The organism is Pseudoalteromonas sp. 3J6, from assembly GCF_903995135.1.
Classification (GTDB): Bacteria; Pseudomonadota; Gammaproteobacteria; order Enterobacterales; family Alteromonadaceae; genus Pseudoalteromonas.
On record NZ_LR877185.1, the window covers coordinates 887496 to 904738 of the forward strand.

At 41.1% G+C, this 17243-nt stretch carries 16 protein-coding genes and 1 riboswitch; all 16 genes read right to left on the reverse strand.

Translation table 11 applies throughout. The features are described 5' to 3' along the window. Window positions 1-39 precede the first annotated feature (39 nt). The 16 genes from P3J6_RS04070 to fliP all read right to left on the reverse strand — a co-directional run bounded on the left by P3J6_RS04070 (window position 40) and on the right by fliP (window position 17240). Entirely contained in the window at window positions 40-990 is a 951-nt protein-coding gene (locus P3J6_RS04070; RefSeq protein WP_198522290.1) for a sensor histidine kinase, read from the reverse strand. Beyond that, window positions 983-1534 (reverse strand): heme NO-binding domain-containing protein, encoded by a 552-nt coding sequence (locus tag P3J6_RS04075; RefSeq protein WP_178955444.1) that lies wholly within the window; start codon window positions 1532-1534, stop codon window positions 983-985. The genes P3J6_RS04070 and P3J6_RS04075 overlap by 8 nt, the downstream gene beginning before the upstream one ends. A gap of 219 nt (window positions 1535-1753) precedes the next feature. Further along, a complete protein-coding gene (gene hrpB, locus P3J6_RS04080; RefSeq protein WP_198522291.1) occupies window positions 1754-4180 on the reverse strand; it encodes an ATP-dependent helicase HrpB in 2427 nt (808 codons plus the stop codon). Between the two features lie 48 nt (window positions 4181-4228). Next, a complete protein-coding gene (locus P3J6_RS04085; RefSeq protein ID WP_010391201.1) occupies window positions 4229-4645 on the reverse strand; it encodes a hypothetical protein in 417 nt (138 codons plus the stop codon). Continuing rightward, complete coding sequence (locus P3J6_RS04090) at window positions 4638-5987, reverse strand: FliI/YscN family ATPase (RefSeq protein ID WP_178955440.1); 1350 nt, start codon at window positions 5985-5987, stop codon at window positions 4638-4640. The genes P3J6_RS04085 and P3J6_RS04090 overlap by 8 nt, the downstream gene beginning before the upstream one ends. Next, window positions 5980-6612 carry a FliH/SctL family protein gene (locus P3J6_RS04095; RefSeq protein ID WP_198522292.1) on the reverse strand — a complete coding sequence of 211 codons (633 nt, stop codon included), beginning with the start codon at window positions 6610-6612 and terminating at the stop codon, window positions 5980-5982. The genes P3J6_RS04090 and P3J6_RS04095 overlap by 8 nt, the downstream gene beginning before the upstream one ends. Before the next feature lie 2 nt (window positions 6613-6614). Next, on the reverse strand, window positions 6615-7634 hold the full coding sequence (locus P3J6_RS04100) for a FliG C-terminal domain-containing protein (RefSeq protein WP_010391197.1): 1020 nt from the start codon (window positions 7632-7634) through the stop codon (window positions 6615-6617). Continuing rightward, window positions 7615-9342: a flagellar basal-body MS-ring/collar protein FliF gene (gene fliF, locus P3J6_RS04105; protein WP_178955436.1), complete on the reverse strand. Its 1728-nt coding sequence runs from the start codon at window positions 9340-9342 to the stop codon at window positions 7615-7617. The genes P3J6_RS04100 and fliF overlap by 20 nt, the downstream gene beginning before the upstream one ends. Before the next feature lie 8 nt (window positions 9343-9350). Further along, a complete protein-coding gene (locus tag P3J6_RS04110; RefSeq protein WP_010391195.1) occupies window positions 9351-9674 on the reverse strand; it encodes a flagellar hook-basal body complex protein FliE in 324 nt (107 codons plus the stop codon). 17 nt (window positions 9675-9691) lie between these two features. Continuing rightward, window positions 9692-11005 (reverse strand): sigma-54-dependent transcriptional regulator, encoded by a 1314-nt coding sequence (locus P3J6_RS04115; RefSeq protein WP_198522293.1) that lies wholly within the window; start codon window positions 11003-11005, stop codon window positions 9692-9694. Between the two features lie 20 nt (window positions 11006-11025). Continuing rightward, window positions 11026-11898: an OmpA family protein gene (locus P3J6_RS04120; protein ID WP_198522294.1), complete on the reverse strand. Its 873-nt coding sequence runs from the start codon at window positions 11896-11898 to the stop codon at window positions 11026-11028. Window positions 11899-11995: 97 nt separating this feature from the next. Beyond that, a riboswitch (cyclic di-GMP riboswitch) is annotated at window positions 11996-12078 on the reverse strand. Between the two features lie 140 nt (window positions 12079-12218). Then, window positions 12219-14294: a flagellar biosynthesis protein FlhA gene (flhA, locus tag P3J6_RS04125; RefSeq protein WP_198522295.1), complete on the reverse strand. Its 2076-nt coding sequence runs from the start codon at window positions 14292-14294 to the stop codon at window positions 12219-12221. Window positions 14295-14310: 16 nt separating this feature from the next. Beyond that, the gene (gene flhB / locus P3J6_RS04130; protein ID WP_138607584.1) at window positions 14311-15441 is read right to left on the reverse strand and encodes a flagellar biosynthesis protein FlhB; all 1131 of its coding nucleotides are present in this window, start codon (window positions 15439-15441) and stop codon (window positions 14311-14313) included. Between the two features lie 4 nt (window positions 15442-15445). Next, on the reverse strand, window positions 15446-16225 hold the full coding sequence (fliR, locus tag P3J6_RS04135; protein ID WP_198522296.1) for a flagellar biosynthetic protein FliR: 780 nt from the start codon (window positions 16223-16225) through the stop codon (window positions 15446-15448). After that, window positions 16222-16491: a flagellar biosynthetic protein FliQ gene (locus tag P3J6_RS04140; RefSeq protein ID WP_138607580.1), complete on the reverse strand. Its 270-nt coding sequence runs from the start codon at window positions 16489-16491 to the stop codon at window positions 16222-16224. Before P3J6_RS04140 ends, fliR begins: the two co-directional genes overlap by 4 nt. Continuing rightward, window positions 16488-17240 carry a flagellar type III secretion system pore protein FliP gene (gene fliP, locus P3J6_RS04145; RefSeq protein ID WP_198522297.1) on the reverse strand — a complete coding sequence of 251 codons (753 nt, stop codon included), beginning with the start codon at window positions 17238-17240 and terminating at the stop codon, window positions 16488-16490. Before fliP ends, P3J6_RS04140 begins: the two co-directional genes overlap by 4 nt. Between the last annotated feature and the right edge of the window lie 3 nt (window positions 17241-17243).

The window sequence follows — 17243 nt, forward strand, 5'->3', positions numbered from 1 at the left end:
TATAGCCATGCCTATATTGTAAACTTTAAGCTTACAAAGTTATGTAGTAATAGGTATTACACAACGTATTAAAGACCCCTTACCCACTTCACTTTCAACCTCTATAGTGCCATTGTGCTCTTTAAGTACATTGTAAACTATAGCCATTCCCATACCTGTGCCTTGGCCTACGGGTTTAGTGGTAAAGAAAGGGTCGAACATTTGTTTAAGTGTATCAGCGTCCATCCCACAGCCGTTATCTGCCACTTCTATGTAAATATTGCCTTTATTGGCAAACAGCTTAATAGTTATTTTTCCTTGCTGTTCGTGCAAGTCATCACAAGCGTGTTTGGCATTAATTAATAAGTTTACAAAAACTTGTTTCATAGATGATATATTACACTGTGTTAGAGGTAACTTTTCAATGTGTAACTCTATAGCACACGTTCCCAGCTGGTTTTCGAGTAGCTTTAGCGTGCCATTTAATGATTCTGTAATATCTGCCATTGCAGTTACGTTGTCTTTTAGGCTTGCAAAGTCGACAAGGTTACTAACAATATGAGCGATACGCTCTAAACCCTCTTGGGTATCATCAACTAAGTCATCAATATCATCCACAATAAAGCTTAAATCGTTCTCTTGATTGAGCTGAACTAAAATAGACTCTAACTGCGATACTGAAATCGATTTATCTACAAATTGTTGAGCCGCCGTCATTAGCGAAACCAACACGGGCTTTATAAATTTTATACTTTCTACATTACTGGTTATGTAAGCAAGCGGGTTATTTATTTCGTGGGCCATGCCAGCAGAGAGTGTCCCTAGCGTAGCCATTTTTTCACTTTGCATTAAGGTTATTTGTTGGTTTTTGACCGTTTCGAGCTTTTCTTCCAGCTCTTGATTAACAATAAACAATGCCCGTGTTTTGTCTTCTAGTAGGGTTTCTAATTGATCTCTAGCTGATTTTTCGCGCAAATACGCTTTTTTATAATTGTAGTCGTCTTCAGCCATGGGGAGTCTCATATTTTATTTCAATTAAACACGAATCAAACCCATCATGCATACACTGAGCATGGTTAAGTTTAACATCAACTCCATAATGAGACGCAGCACCAAAAATAAGCCCTTCGGCGCACATACAAAGCTGCCGCTTAGAGTTGTAACGCATTAAAATAAGCCCGTCTTCAATAATTTGGGCGTCAATTTCAGGTAAATTAGGCTCATGATAAAGCTTAGCGACTTCAACATGAATTACTTTATCAATACCAATAATGAGATCAGCAAAGCAATTAAAGTTAGCAACAATGCTTGGATGACGTGCCTTTAAGTGAGAAAATAAATACTCTCCAAAGGCCTTTAATACCTCTGGCATAGACATAGAAAGTGCAGTTGCTACATCTTGTGCTAAACCAACTATTTCTTCATCTGGATAACTTTCTGCAGAAATATAAACACGACCCTCCGGTGCATTTTTTTCAAGTAAGTCGTCCCATGCTGCCATGCCACATTTTTCAATAACCAGTGCCTCAAGCCCTCTAAAGATAACGCCTTTCATGCATGTTCCCTCTATTATCACTTTTAGATTGTTAGCTGCATCTTCAATTAGTTACAAACGCTCGCTACCTTACTGCTCATATGTACACTAGGGTAATAAGTCTTACCCAGTAAAATATCAGCATTAAAGTAATAATAGTTTAGTGCTTGTAAAACGCCCAAAAATGTTCGTTATTTGTATGGTCAACGTTTAACATTAAGCGACATTAAGGAAGCGTGATCACATTCTGCTTTTTACTCTACTGGTGGCAACGCTATTGGCAGGGTCGTCTGGCCAAAAGTGCTTGGGGTAGCGCCCTTTCATCTCTTTTTGTACCTCGCGGTAACTACTATCCCAAAAATGTGCTAAGTCTTGGGTTAACTGTAGTGAACGCTTGCCTGGAGACAACAACTCCATTAGCAATGCTAATTTACCGTTAGCTAACATAGGTGTACTGGTTAAACCATATACTTCTTGCATGCGCACACTGAGCTTGGCGGGGCCATCAAGTTGGTATTCAATTTTTATGTTAGAGCCACTTGGTACTGTTAGTCGCAGTGGGAGTAAAGATTTTAGCTCGCTTTGCTGTTGCCAATTAAAACTGTTTTGTAGTGCCTCAAAATAATTAAACTTTTTAAGTTGCTCAAGGGTTTTAATATCTTCAAGGTATACCCCTAACCAATCACCTGCTGTTTCAATGAGCTGCTGCTGATTAATAATAGGAAACTGTTCTGGCATCAATTTGCTGGCTAGGCACATTCTAATAAGTAGTTGCTCACTTTCTTTTTGCTCGTTAAACAGTGAAAAGCCCTGTTTGGCAAACAAACTAAGCCATGCCTTGGCCCGCTCTGTTTTATCAAGCTTATGTTTACTTGGTTGGCTACTAAGGGTAATTTCCCCAAGTTTTACTTCATCTTGATGAATAAACCGAGCGGCTTTTTCATCAAACTCGCAGCGAGTCAACTCAGTGAATAAATGCGGTAAATACTCTTTAAGTGCTAATGGATTTAGCGCCGTGGCCGCAAAAATACGCCCGCCTTTATGTCCGCCCATACTGGCAATAGCTATATATTCGTCATTATGCCAATAATCAGGGTTTAGTTCAGCCCCTGCACCATTTGCTAATAAGTAGCCATTACCACGTTTTTTAGCAATCCGATCTGGATAGCCAAGCGACACTAATAAGCTTAAATGTTCAGTGTTTAAATCTGTACGACTGTCGGTAAATTTTAAGCGTTTTAACCAATAATTTAATTGCTGCTTAAACACCGGATGTGGTCGTTGTTGTTGACTATGCAGTGCTAGGTTGAGCTCATTGGCAGTACTAACTCGGCTTTCTAGTAAGGCCACTAAATAAATAGCCAAGCGATAAATCCCACTTAACTGTGGTTCTAACATTTGCGCTTTTAATAACATATGCGCTAAGCGAATATCGGCACCAAAGCCCAACATTTTACTACCCAGCGTGGTGAGCTTACCGTTACTATCTATAGCTTCAAGCATAGATAATAAATTAGTAGCTTGGCTGCATTGTTGCTCACTCGGCGGGTCAAGTAAGGTGAGTTCACTAATACTTGCACCCCACTGCTTCGCCTCAAGCATCAGTTGGCTAATATCTGAGGTAAGAATATCAGGGTTATCGTGGCTGTTTCGTCTTTCAATAGTTTGTTTGGAACCTAACCGATACACAACCCCTGGTTCTATTCGTCCTGCACGCCCTGCGCGTTGTACTGCCGATGAACGCGATATACTTTGCGTAGTGAGCTCAGTGACACCGGTTTTTAAATTAAAGCTGGCTGCACGGCGCTTGCCGCTATCAACAACAATTCTAATACCTTCAATGGTTAAACTTGTTTCGGCAACATTGGTCGTTAATACTACTTTTTTCATCCCTTGAGGCGCTGGTGCAATTGCTGCTTGTTGATTGGCTTTATCTTGTTCGCCAAATAATGTGGCAACAATACAATTACTGGGCAAGTCGATCAACGCTTGCTGCACTCGCAGTATTTCACGCTGGCCAGGTAAAAATACCAGCGCACTGCCTGTTTGCTCATTGAGTGCTTGTTTTATTATTGGTGGAATAGCATCAAGCCAGCGGCTTTCATCTTTTATTGGGCAATATATTTCGTCAATGGGGTAACTTCGCCCGTTTGATTGAATTACTGGGCAATTAAAAAACCCAGTGTAGCGTTCGCTATCAAGGGTGGCCGACATCAACATAATGGTTAAATCTTCACGCAGTGCCGCTTGCGATTCTAAAGCAAAAGCCAGTGCGGTATCTGCTGCGATGGAACGCTCATGAAACTCATCAAAAATAAGTAAATCAACATCATTAAGCTCAGGATCATTTTGTAACATGCGCGTAAGCATGCCTTCGGTAACTATTTCAAGGCGAGTTTGTGTGCTGACTTTACTTTCACCTCGCACCCGTAAACCGACACTTTGCCCTAGCGTTTCATTTTGGCAGTGCGCTAAATAGTTAGCAATATTTCTTGCAGCCAAGCGCCGCGGCTCTAACATGACGATGTGCTTATAATGCCCATCGCGCATAAGATGTAATGGCAACCATGTTGATTTACCAGCACCAGGCGGCGCTTGCAGTAAGGTGATTGGGTTGGCTTTTAAAGCATCAATGAGTGAAGTATATATTTCTTGAACCGGCAGCACGCTATTTACCCTAAATTACTTTGCCGCCATTGTAGCAAAAATTAGCAGTTATTTATGCAGAGTACGACTATGTGCTTGGCTGATCATTTCATCTAACGTTTTAGCCTCTTGCTGCTGCGCTTTATTTTGATCAGCACGATGCCTATTACTCACTATCCCTTCTATGCCTTTGGTGAAGCTCATTTGCTTAAAACAAGCTTGCTGCTGACGTAATTCATCTTGCTGTGAATCATCAATGCGCGCTTGTTGCTGCGTCGATAAGCCAGACAAAATACGCTTCATCCCTGATAAATTTTGTAAGCTCAGCGCCGAGCTCATTTGCTGGTTTTTATCCATACTGTTTATGTGCTGCTGAAGCTGCGATAAGCGTTGCTGCTCTAGGTTACTTCTTTGTTGCAACTGAGTTTGCTCGGCCAGCATTTTATCTAATTTTTGTTGTTGTAATCCTAAAAATTTATTAAGCATTCAGTTTACCCATCACTGCATTTAATTGAGTTATTGACTGTGAAAAATCCACTTGTTCGTTCAACCCTTGGCATAGAAATGATTCGATTTGTGGGTACAAATTTACCGCACTATCGAGTTCCGGATCTTTACCTGCTTGATACGCCCCTAAAGGAATAAGCTCATGCACTTGCATATAGCGGCTATAAAGCTTTTTCAATTTATAACAAAAACTTAGCTGCTCATCACTTACTATATTTGGCATTACTCGGCTAATCGATGAACCAATATTAATCGCCGGATAGTGGCCCTTTTCTGCTAAGGTGCGATCCAATACTATATGGCCATCAAGAATTGCTCGGGCGTTATCGGCTATTGGATCTTGTTGATCATCGCCTTCAGCTAATACTGTATAAATGGCGGTCATGCTGCCTTTGCTTTTTTCACTATTACCGGAACTCTCAACCAGCTGGGTTAATTTACTAAATACCGATGGCGGGTATCCTTTGGATGCAGGCAGCTCACCTACCGATAAACCAATTTCTCGCTGTGCTTGCGCATAACGGGTTAATGAGTCCATCAACAGCAATACATTTGAATTTTTATCTCTAAAATAGGCCGCCAATTTATGGCTAAGCTCGGCCGCTTTAATACGCAATAAGGGAGAATCGTCTGCTGGCGATGCTATTACAATGGCTTTTTTTAAGCCTTCTTTACCAAGGCTTTGCTCAATAAAATCTTTTACCTCCCAACCACGCTCACCGACAAGGCTTACAATAACCACATCGGCAGAGGTAAAGCGGGTCATCATGCCAAGCAACTTACTTTTACCTACACCCGAACCTGCAAATAGCCCTAAACGCTGGCCTTTTCCCACACTAAATAAGCTATTAATGGCGCGAATACCCACATCTAACGGCTCGATAACGCCTTTGCGCTCCAGCGGCGTTAAAGAATAATCGTTACCCAATTTACTGGCGTTTTTTGTGCTGTCTTGTTCAAGTGGGCCTAAGTTATCAATCGGCTGCATTTGCGCATCGAGCACACGCCCTAATAACTTTTCAGAAATAGCCACATGAGTGTTTTTTATAACTGGCCTAACGCGTCCACCTGAATATAAATTTTGTATTTTTTTCAGGGGCATTAAATAGGCTTCATCTTGATTAAAGCCTACGACTTCAGCGTCATACCAGTGACCATCAACACTTTCTACTTGGTATTTTTCACCCATAGCAAATTGCCCACCGGTAGCGGTAAGCGTTAAACCATTTACTCGCGTTAAGCGGCCATAACTTTTAACTAATTCAGGCGGGGTTAGCGCTTTCAGCGCAGACTTTAAGCAAGTATGAAGTGGGTTAGTCATGCGGTTGCGCTTTTAAAATTTCAGGTATCACTTCATCCAAAAGGCTTTGTAATCGCTCTGAAAAAGAAAATCGATGTGTTTGTTGCTCTGCCACCAATTCAACGTCTCCACTGCTTAGAGCCTCATCAAAATAAGTCGGCACTGAAAACTCAGCTAAACGTGCATCACTAAAGCAGTGGCGATCAGCCCCTGAGAACATAATTTTAGTTATTACATCACGGTCGCTAAGTAAGGAAATAGCTTTTTCAATCAACTGAGTACGTATTTCGGGGCGTACTTTTAGCTCACAGTCGATAACTTGCTCAGCCAAGGTGCTTATCATTAAGGCAAGGTCTTGTTTAAACTCATCATTAAAGTTAAGTAGCTCATTATTAGCTTTATCAAATAAAGTGTTAAAACGTTCAATAAGCTGTGTTTTTTGCGCTTCAAGACGTTCAGCAACCCGTAGCTCTATTTGTTGCTCCATTTGCTGCTCTAATTCACTTTGCTTATCGGCTGCCCCCTGCGCAAGACCTTTTTCAAAGCCCTGCTGTAAACCAACACGCTGAGCAGCATCTAAACGCTCTTGCAGCGTTTGATGTTGCTCATTTTTATTTAAAGTGGGAAACCTAAATGCTTGACTCATAGTTAGCCTGCGGTCTCTTCTTCAAATAAGCGATATTCAATATCACCTTGTTTGCTCATGTCTCTTACTATCGACATAATTTCTTTTCTGGCGGCAATCACTTTGCTCAGTGGTTGCGCGCTTAAACCATCAATTTGTTGTTGGTACACCTGCGCTAAACGTTTAGGTAATGCACCTAAAACACGCGCTAAAAACTCACTGTTTACACCCTTTAACGACATCGTCCATAACTCATCTGGAATGTCATTAAGCAACAAGGTTAGTGTCTCGTCTGTTTGCTTAATTAAGCCATCAAAGTCGTACATTTTCTCTTGTATTTCATCAGCTACGTTAGTGTTATGTTTTTTCATGAGTTCGATAATTTGGCTCTTATTACCGTTGTAACGATTCATAATTTCTACCGCTTTATCGACACCATTCACTTGTGCACCTACTTGGCGGCCAACAAATTCAATACACGATTCAAGCGTTAAACGCACATCATCAATAACGTGTTCGCTCACTTCACGAAGGCTGGCAATACGATACAGTAAATCATCATGCTTCGATTCTGGAAACAGTACAATAATGGCTGAGGCTTGCTCTGGGGGTAAAAAGGCCAAAAACAGCGCCTGCATTTGCACATGTTCCTGATCTAAAAAGCGTACTATAAGCTCTGGCGGGATCCACTCTAAACGACGTAAATCGTCATTCATTGCACCACCATAAATATCATCAAGCATAGTTTTGGCAAGCTTACGGCCGACGGCTTTATCAAGTGCTCGCTCTAAATACACACGCGACGCGCCATTGACACCACTTTCATTGCGGTAACAATCAAAAAATTCACTCAAGGTGCCTGCAACATCCTGTTGAGTAACATTTGAAATTTTAGCCATGCGCTCAGAAATAGCCTGTACTTCACGGCGGCCTAATTTACGAATAACACTGGCGGCATTTTCTTCGCCCATGCTTAGCAATAAAATAGCGGCGCGATCTAACGCCGGTAATTGTGAGCCTTTATCAAGCTTTTCTTGATTCAATTTCAACTCCTTGTTCTACCCAATATTTTATTACCGACGTGACACGCTCGGTTTCTTTATTAGCAAGTAACTGCATGTGCGCTATTTGTTCTTCAAAGTCATTGCCTATTTGCGGTAACGACATATTTTGATGTTCGCTTTCGCCTTCTTTGGCGGTTAAGTTTTCTATTTGCGATTTAGCATTAATGGCGTCATCAAGCGGACTGCTTTGTCTTTCTGTTGCAGAGGCTGATTTAACTTCATTATCAGCGGTTGCCATGGCGTTGTTTGCTTCGCTACTTTTACCTTTTATCAAGTGATTAACTAAAGGACGCACACCAAATAAAATCAGTAATAAACTAATTAAAGTACCCACAATATAACGAGCATACTCTTTAAGCTCGGGCATTTGCCACCACTCAAGGCCTTCACCCGGTGCTAAAATCTTTTGCTCTACAAAGGCAAAGCTAGTGATGTTAAATTGATCGCCCCGTGCGTCGTTAAACCCCGTGGCTTTTTTTACCATTTCACCTAATGAAGCCAGCTTTGCTTCGCTCCAGCCATCAGCTGTTCCAGCTACTTGCTCATTAATAAGTACCGATAAGCTCATGTTTTTAATACGGCCTACTTCAAATTGGGTGTGAGTCACTGAGCGACCATTTTCAAACTGTCGCTTACTCTCACTACGTTGTGAAGTACGCTCGTTGTTTTCATCTTCAGCTTGTTCATTAGGCACAGGAGGCTCGTTAGCTAAAGAGCCAGGAATACCCGCCGCCAGTTGATCTAAGGTGCTATCTGATTTAATAAATTCTTGAGTTAATACATTTTGTGGATCAACCATTTCACGGGTTTCTTCTACTACGCTAAAATCAACATCACTAGAAACCTGAATTCTAAAATTACCTTCCCCCAAAATTGGCAACAACATTATAGAGGCGCGTTGCTCTATATTGCGCTCAACTTTTTCAATAAAGGCGAGCTTTTTATCGGTTTCTTTGCCTACTGGGGTGGTATCAAATAAGTCGCCGCTGAGTAATTTACCACGCTGATCCACCACCGACACAGAACGAGAATCAAGCCCAGGCACACTGCCAATAATCAGTGCAATAATGGCTTCCACTTGCTCTGGTTTAAGCTCATGCCCTGGCGCTAAATCAACCATCACAGACGCTGCGGTTTTTTGCTCTGTACGACCAACAAACAAGCTACGCTTAGGGACTGCCAAGTGCACGCGCGCATTACGTATGCCTTGCATGTTAATAATGGTGCGTGCCAACTCACCTTCTAAGGCATGCTGGTATTGCATAGATTCGATAAATTGACTGGTGCCCATAGACACTTTGTCGCTAATATTCTCAATACCCTCAGGCATAGAGGCTTTTATTCCTCTAGCCGCAAGCGTGATTCGCGCATCAGCCAGTTTTTCTTGTGGCACTAAAATATTACCGCTGTCGGTATCAATGCGGAACGTGATTTGTTCTTTATCTAAAATTTCTAAAATATTGGCTTTATCATAGCTTTCTTGATTACCGTAAAGCGGTACGTAGTTTTTAGCCGAGGTCCATAAAATAAGGACTATGGTCGCCGCCACTAAGGTGGCTAACAATGCAATAGTTGCAACACTTCTGTCACCTGAGTTGCCGAAGTTTAATTTGTTTGAGAGATTAACCACTCTTTCTTTTAGGTTACTCTCATTTTGCTCAGGTACTTTTGCTAATTCTCCTTTCATATCAGCCTCTACAGTGACATGCGCATGACATCATCAATGCCATTGAGCACTTTATTGCGCATTTCCATAAGCATAGAAAAACTAAGCCCCGCTTTTTGACTAGCGATCATTGCGCCTACCACATCTTCACTTTCACCAGTATCAACGGCTTTAACCATCTCACCGGCAATATTTTGTTGGGCGTTGATAGAGCGAATAACATGCTTAAAATCTTCACTAATATTTACATTTTGATTACTGATAGCAGCCGGCTCTATACTCTCTGGACCTGCAATTTTTTGCATGTCCATCATTTTGCCCAGCATCATTTGTTGACTTTCAATTGGCGACATTCTTTTTTTCCTTCAAATTATGCAATTGCATCAATATCAATACCGCATTCACGCATAGCGGCAATTTTGTATCTTAATGCTCGGGTAGTTACGCCAAGCGCCTGTGCAGTTTGGGTGCGATGCCCTTTAAATCGACTCAATAAACTGTATATATAATCAAACTCCGCCTGCTTTTTATTCTCTTTTAACTGAGAAGCACAGAAATCGACTGCCACTGGTGAGCATTCTGGTAAATTTAAATCTTCAACCTGAATTTCAACGCCTCTGGCCATCACTAAAGCTCGTTGGATTACGTTTTCAATTTCTCGTACATTGCCCGGCCAGTTGTAACAAAGCATCACATCTTCGGCTTGCTTGCTAATATGAAACTCAGAGTTGCCGTATTTTTTTATAAAGTGATGTGCCAATGGGATGATGTCATCAATACGATCCCGTAGTGCAGGCCAACTAAGCGGTAATACATCTAATCGATAAAATAAGTCTTCACGAAAAGCGCCTTGCTCAACTTGTTCACGCAATACGCGGTTAGAGGCGGCAATAATGCGAATGTCTAAACTTATTTTTTGATGACTGCCGAGTCTTTCAACTTCTCGCTCTTGTAATACGCGCAGTAATTTAGCTTGAAGTTCCAATGGCAGCTCAGTAATTTCATCAAGTAAAATAGTACCGCCATTGGCCAGCTCAAATTTACCTGGCTGAGCATTCACCGCGCCGGTGAACGCGCCTTTATTAAAACCAAATAACATGGCTTCAAGCATATTTTCAGGAATAGCGGCACAGTTAACCGCAATAAATGGCTTATCTCTACGCTCTGAAGCTTTATGAATAAAGTGCGCTAACTTCTCTTTACCTGTTCCCGATTCGCCAGTGATCAACACCCCTGCGGCGGTTTGAGCCGCGCGATTAGCCAAACGAAGTACTTGCTGTGACTTAGTTGAAACAGCGATTAAATCTTCAAACCCATGCTTCATTGAATCAGTGTTTCTGATTGTTTTTTTAAGCTGTTCTGCAAAGAAAGGTTTTAATAAATAATCAACTGCGCCACCGGCATTAATTGTTTTTGAAGCAATTTCACTTTGTGAAGAATCGACTAACGTCACAATTTGCGAAGTGGGGCATGTCTTACGCAGTAATTTTACTAATTCAACCAGTTCGAGCTGTTGAGTATCTGCATCAACAAACACAAGCTCTGGCTTACTGGTAAGGCAGTGACTAACCGCATCGCTGATGGAGTTTGTATGCAGAAACTTAAAGTTTTCGGCAAATACAACCTGCTGAATTTCAGACGTTGGCTGTTGTTCACTGATCCATAAAAGGTATCTTTGACTCATATTATTCCTTTGCGGTGCAATTAACTTGAGTGTCGGAAAAGACGAACTAAAACACGGCGATTAGACGATGCGCCCTGCTCTGAATTTTTTATAATGGGATAACGTTGACCATGCGCTCTTACTTCTAACATGTCTTTTGGTAAACCAAATTCAATGAGTCTGGCAGCAACGTCATCTGCTCTTTCTTTTGAAAGCAGCCGATTTGATAGCGGCGAGCCCGTATTATCCGTGTGGCCATCAACCAGTACTTTACTTACACGGCTGTCTAAAGAGATGTAACGCACTAAATCTTTTAAAAATTTAAGATCTTTAGCCGTTGTTACTGTGCGCTGCCCACTGGCAAACTGTAATTGATGGTCGCGTGCTTGCTCCCAAGAAAGCGGAGATAAACTAGCTAAACACTGCTGATAATCTGCAACTATTTTATCGCTATGGGTATTAGTAAAGGTAAGGCGAAGTTGTTCATCACCAAAGTTTATAACGCTGTCTAACCAACCGCCCTGCTTAATGATGCGAAGTAACGGTGTCATATCTGCAGAAAATTTTACTTCATTATCTTTGATATCTTTAGACATAAAGTTAAGAGGCGCAAGCACTGTACTTGCTGGCTGCCAATCGGCTTTACGAGAGAGAACATGCAAACTTGTTATCGGTTTATCTTGTAAAAGCCAAGTAAATACAAGTTGTTGCTGTTGTGCAGGTACTGTTTTCACTTCAAGTAGCGCATAATTATCAAAGCGCTGCTGTAGCGAGCAAGCAAACGAGTTACTATTTACTGACCAAGTGGAGTTTTCGTAGCTTTGAACCAGGCTTTGCTCTGATGCGTACCCCTGTGGCAAAATAAAAACAGCACAGGGTAATGCAAATTTAATCAGCTGAGTTAATCTATTCATGTATATTCCGTATAAAGCTAAATAGAACAATTAAGTTTTTCAAATCAATAGCGAAATACAACAAATACAAACACAGTATTACTGAATATCACTAAGTTAATGTAACCCCACGATCGTAGCGATTGCCTTAGACTGGGAGCTTTGCGTCCTATGCTTTCGCATAGTTTGCCGTTTAATTTACTTATGCATTATTTTAAACCAACATAAAAACTAGTAATTATGTACAATAAAAACAGTAGACTATAGCTAAATATCACTAAATGCAAACATTACTCTATAAAATTCATAGTCAATTCATGTTACACTACATTTACAACTATTTATCCTAACGAACCGAGTATATCTACGCGGATAGTATCTGGAATTTCATTATAAGAAAGAACGACTAAGCTGCCTTTAGTAAAAGTTTTAGCATAACGTGCCAGCAGCGGTCTTAGCTGTGGAACCACAATTAATGTTGGTGTTACACCTCTTGATTTCATGTCTTCGACTATCATCGGCATGGTGCGTTGAAATTGCCCCAGTAAATTAGGATCTACCGCAAAACTATCTAGTACTACTTTGCCCGCCTGCATGGCTTGATCAAGTGAGCTTTGTAAAGTGCTTTCTAGCTTTTCATCTAGGCTGTAAGCACTGAGTTCATCACGATTACCCATCACCTGTTTTACCAATACTTTTTGCAGTGCACAGCGTACGTCTGAAACCAGCAAAATCGGATCTTTAGTTACCTCTACGCTGTCTATTAATGTGCCGGCAATAGTGACTATGTTTTTAATACTTATGTGTTCTTTTAGTAGTAAACGAATCACTTTTAGCTGTAAATTAGTCGGTAATGCTTTTTCGAAGGTTTCGGCTAAGCTAGGTGAGATTTCTTTTAGCCGTTCATTTAGCTTTTGTACGTCTTCATAACTAAATAACTCATCTAAATGTTCTTTGATCACTTTGCCGGTATGAGTAGCAATAATGGTGCCTAAATCAACCACAGAGTAACCCATATTTAATGCTTGGGTTTTGCTGTCATCTTTTATCCAAACGGCCTCAAGCCCATAAGCAGGATCAGTGGTTAATTCACCATCTAAGCTGCCGTATACATCACCGGTATTTAACGCGAGTAACTCTTTGGCGTTTACATTAGCACTTGCAACAGGCACACCGGCTAAGTTTACTTTGTATTCTTGTGGATTTAATTTTAGGTTATCTTTTATTCTGATCTCCGGTAATAAAAATCCAAGTTGCTCAGAAAGATTTTTACGCACACCTCTTAAGGTTTTTACCAGCTCTTCCCCTTTGTCTTTATCGGCCAAATAAACCAAACGAAAGCCAAGCTCAACCGACAACTTATCAACATGAGAAATATCTCCCCATTCTAAGTTAGCCTGTTGCTCACTTAAAATGGTGTCGGTCATTTGTTCGGCTTCAATTAAAGAGTTATCGGGGAGAGAGCGTTGTAATCGCCAAGCAACATAAAATAATGGCGCGGCAAACCCTAAAAAGGCGACAGTGGGCATACCTGGCACAATACCAAGCGTAACCATAATTAATGCAGCAGTAAAAATAACACGCGGAGAGGCAAGTAACTGCTTACCTACTGCTTCACTTACATCGCCTTCATCGTTCATACGCGTAACAATAATTGCCGCAGCAACCGCGAGTAATAACGAAGGAATTTGCGCAACTAAGCCATCACCTATAGTTAACAGCGCAAAACGTTGGAACGCTTCGGCTAAACTTAAACCATGTTGGAAAGCACCTATTGATACACCGCCCAACAGGTTGATCACTAATATAATTAAACCGGCAATGGCATCACCGCGCACAAACTTAGAGGCGCCATCCATAGAGCCATAAAAATCGGCCTCTTGGGCTATAGTACTGCGTCGCTCTTTTGCTTGCTCAGGGCCAATTAATCCGGCATTTAAATCGGCGTCAATTGCCATTTGTTTACCGGGCATGGCATCTAGAGTAAAGCGTGCAGCCACCTCAGAAATACGCTCACCGCCTTTGGTAATAACCACAAAGTTAATCACCATTAAAATAACAAACACCACAATACCAACGACGTAGTTACCGCCTATAACCACTTCACCAAAGGCCTGAATAACGCGACCTGCCACATCTGAGCCTTCATGGCCATGCAGTAACACCACACGTGTTGAGGCAATATTTAGGGTTAAACGCATCAAGGTAGCGACTAACAAAATAGTCGGAAATACAGAAAAATCGAGTGGCTTTTTAGTAGACACAGCGACCAACAATACAATCACCGACAATACAATGTTGAAGGTAAATAATGCATCTAATAACCATCCTGGTAATGGCAAAATAACCATCGACAAAACAGCTAACAGCAAAATAGGAATAGCGGTATAAGGTTGAGTAAAACTGCGCCAGTTCAAATTATAACTCCAACATCTAAGGTTTCTGTAAGTTTTTAGGGATTGTTAATTCAGGCAATGCGGCGGGTGCTTGTCCTCGCCCTTGCTTGTATGCTTTTAATTGCAATACATAGGTCAGTACATAGGCAACCGCACTGTATAAGCCGTTGGGCACTTCTTGGTCGACCCGAGTCGAAAAGTAAATAGCCCGTGCTAATGCGGGGATCTCTATAATTTCTTTGTTATTCATGCGGGCGACTTCGCGTATTCTCAGCGCCATTTCATCTACGCCTTTAGCGACAACATAAGGGGCTTTAGCCGCTTCTTCACTGTACTTTATTGCCACAGCATAATGAGTAGGATTAGTAACAATCACATCAGCAGTGGGAACACGCTCTTCAATTTTTCTATTCGATTGCTGATATTGTATTTGCCGAATTTTATTTTTTATCTCAGGGCTACCATCTGAAGATTTACGCTCTTCTTTTACTTCTTGGTGGGTCATTTTTATTTTATCAGCAATCTGTTTTTGCTGAAAAGGCACATCAATAACCGCAATAAAAAGTAGTAAAGTTACCGTGATCATTAACGATAAAAATAACAACTCAATGCCTTGGCCTATCGCCACTTTGATATCTAAGTTTTGTAATACCATCAGCTGCATCCACAGCTTAGTTAAAAAGGTATATAAGCAAATCGCCAGTAAGGTTATTTTTAGTATTGATTTAAGCAGCTCGACTAACGACTGCTTACCAAACATTTTGCCTAACCCGGTTAATGGGTTTAGCTTACTCATTTTTAGCGCCACGAGTTTTTTTGAAAACACAAACCCACCAGGTAAACACCCAGTGATCCACATTGCGCAAAAGCTTAATAATAAAAACGGCGTGAGAGTCGATAGCATATTCATAATGGCATCACCCAATGCGATGGGCATCATTTTTTTATTATTTATAATAGAGTGATCCAGCACCATAGTACTGTTCATTAAGTTTACAAATAAGCTGTAAAATAAATTGGCAAACCACAATAACCCAGCAATACTAACCATTAATAAAATAGCGGTATTGAGCTCTTTTGAGCGCGCGACTTGGCCGTCTTCTTTGGCTTTTTTTAATCGTTTCTCTGTGGGTTGTTCTGTTTTTTCTTGCGAGCTATTTTCAGACATACCGCTACCTCATCGCTTGTGCAAAGGTTGTTAGCACATGATACGTTAGCCTTGAAAGCGCACTTCCTGTGTACTCTAAGGTCATAAATACGCAGAAAAACCCCATCAATAGCGACATAGGGAAACCCAATACAAAAATATTTAATGACGGCGCCGCCCTACTTGCTACACCAAAGGTTAAGTTAACCAATAACATGGCGACTATCCCTGGTAGTGACAGCAATAAAGCAGAGGAAAACATCCACGCAAACAACATAATAATCGCCTGAATATCAAACTCATAAATACTGCGACCAATCGGGAAGCTATGAAAGCTCTCTACCATAACCTGCAAAGTTATTAAGTGACCATCTGCGGCAAAAAACAGTAATGCACACATAATCCAAAATAACTGTCCCAATAATGCCACTTGGTTACCACTGCCGGGGTCCATAACTAGCGCCATTGATAAGCCCATCTGCATGGATAAGATCAGCCCTATCATTGCCATTACTTCAAACAAAATACGCAGCGATAACCCCATCATTACCCCAAAAATAATTTGTTCGAAGGTTAAAATGGCGGCATCTAAAGAAAACAAGTCAATAGCAGGTGCAAGTGGTAACTGCGGAGCAACTAAAAAAGCCAACATCATAGACACTAAAATACGAGAGCGTGGCGTTACCGCCGGATTGTCAAATACCGGCATAGACCATAAAAGTGCAGAAAAGCGTACAAATGGCCACCAAAGCGTGCCCATCCAGCTGACTAAATCAGTAGACGTTAAAGAGAGTAATGAGCTCAACCAAATACCCCAGGTAACATAAATTTGAGCTTATCAAACCAATCAATCATTATTTGTAGCATCCAATGTCCCGCAAATACCACCATTAATAAGGTTAATAACATACGCGGTAAAAACGTTAGGGTTTGCTCTTGAATAGAAGTAGCCCCTTGAATAATAGCCACCACAATACCAAGTATTAAACCCGGCACAATTAAGACTAAAATCAGTTTTATAATGGTGTAAACCGCGCTTGAAATAAGCTCTACCGACATTTCTGGGGTCATGGTGACATTCCAAATGTTGCTGCCAGCGTACCCGCTATCATTGACCAGCCATCGGCAAGTACAAACACCATGAGCTTAAACGGTAAGCTGATGATCAGCGGTGATAGCATCATCATACCCATAGACATCAGCACACTACTGACAACTAAATCAATGATTAAAAAAGGAATAAATAACATAAAGCCAATTTGAAAGGCCGTTGTGAGCTCACTTAATACAAACGCAGGCATTAACACTTCAAACGGAATCTCTTGCACGGTGAGAGTGGTTGGCTCATTGGCTATTAATAACACTTGGCGTAATTCACTTTCGCGAGTTTGTCTGAGCATAAAAGCACGCAAAGGCTTTTCTGCGGTGAGTAAAGCTTCCTCTAATCCTATGGTTTGCTGCTGAAAAGGCGTATACGCGTTTTGATAAATGTCTTGCCAAACTGGTCGCATAATCAACATAGTGAGCATCAGTGAGATGCCAATTAAAATTTTATTCGGCGGGCTTTGTTGTAACCCCATAGCTTGGCGCAAAATCGCCAATACAATGATGATTCTGGTAAACGACGTTAAAACCATCAGTAGCGCAGGCAATAAACTCAATACCGTCATTAATAAGAGTATTTGCAGTTTAACGCTGTAGTCTTGTCCGTCGGCCGTATCTTTTAGAGAAAACAGCGTAAGTTCTTCTGCATTTAGCCAGCTTGGTAAAAACAACATGATTAACAGTAGGCTAACTTTAAAAATTACGCGTTTATTCATTTG

Excerpts from the sequence above, each read along its gene's own strand:
- P3J6_RS04115 (WP_198522293.1), bottom strand. The coding sequence starts at position 11,005 with ATGAGTCAAAGATACCTTTTATGGATCAGTGAACAACAGCCAACGTCT.
- P3J6_RS04140 (WP_138607580.1), bottom strand. The coding sequence starts at position 16,491 with ATGACCCCAGAAATGTCGGTAGAGCTTATTTCAAGCGCGGTTTACACC.
- fliP (WP_198522297.1), bottom strand. The coding sequence starts at position 17,240 with ATGAATAAACGCGTAATTTTTAAAGTTAGCCTACTGTTAATCATGTTG.
- P3J6_RS04110 (WP_010391195.1), bottom strand. The coding sequence starts at position 9,674 with ATGTCGCCAATTGAAAGTCAACAAATGATGCTGGGCAAAATGATGGAC.
- P3J6_RS04085 (WP_010391201.1), bottom strand. The coding sequence starts at position 4,645 with ATGCTTAATAAATTTTTAGGATTACAACAACAAAAATTAGATAAAATG.
- fliF (WP_178955436.1), bottom strand. The coding sequence starts at position 9,342 with ATGAAAGGAGAATTAGCAAAAGTACCTGAGCAAAATGAGAGTAACCTA.
- flhB (WP_138607584.1), bottom strand. The coding sequence starts at position 15,441 with ATGTCTGAAAATAGCTCGCAAGAAAAAACAGAACAACCCACAGAGAAA.
- P3J6_RS04090 (WP_178955440.1), bottom strand. The coding sequence starts at position 5,987 with ATGACTAACCCACTTCATACTTGCTTAAAGTCTGCGCTGAAAGCGCTA.
- P3J6_RS04070 (WP_198522290.1), bottom strand. The coding sequence starts at position 990 with ATGGCTGAAGACGACTACAATTATAAAAAAGCGTATTTGCGCGAAAAA.
- P3J6_RS04075 (WP_178955444.1), bottom strand. The coding sequence starts at position 1,534 with ATGAAAGGCGTTATCTTTAGAGGGCTTGAGGCACTGGTTATTGAAAAA.
- P3J6_RS04095 (WP_198522292.1), bottom strand. The coding sequence starts at position 6,612 with ATGAGTCAAGCATTTAGGTTTCCCACTTTAAATAAAAATGAGCAACAT.
- P3J6_RS04120 (WP_198522294.1), bottom strand. The coding sequence starts at position 11,898 with ATGAATAGATTAACTCAGCTGATTAAATTTGCATTACCCTGTGCTGTT.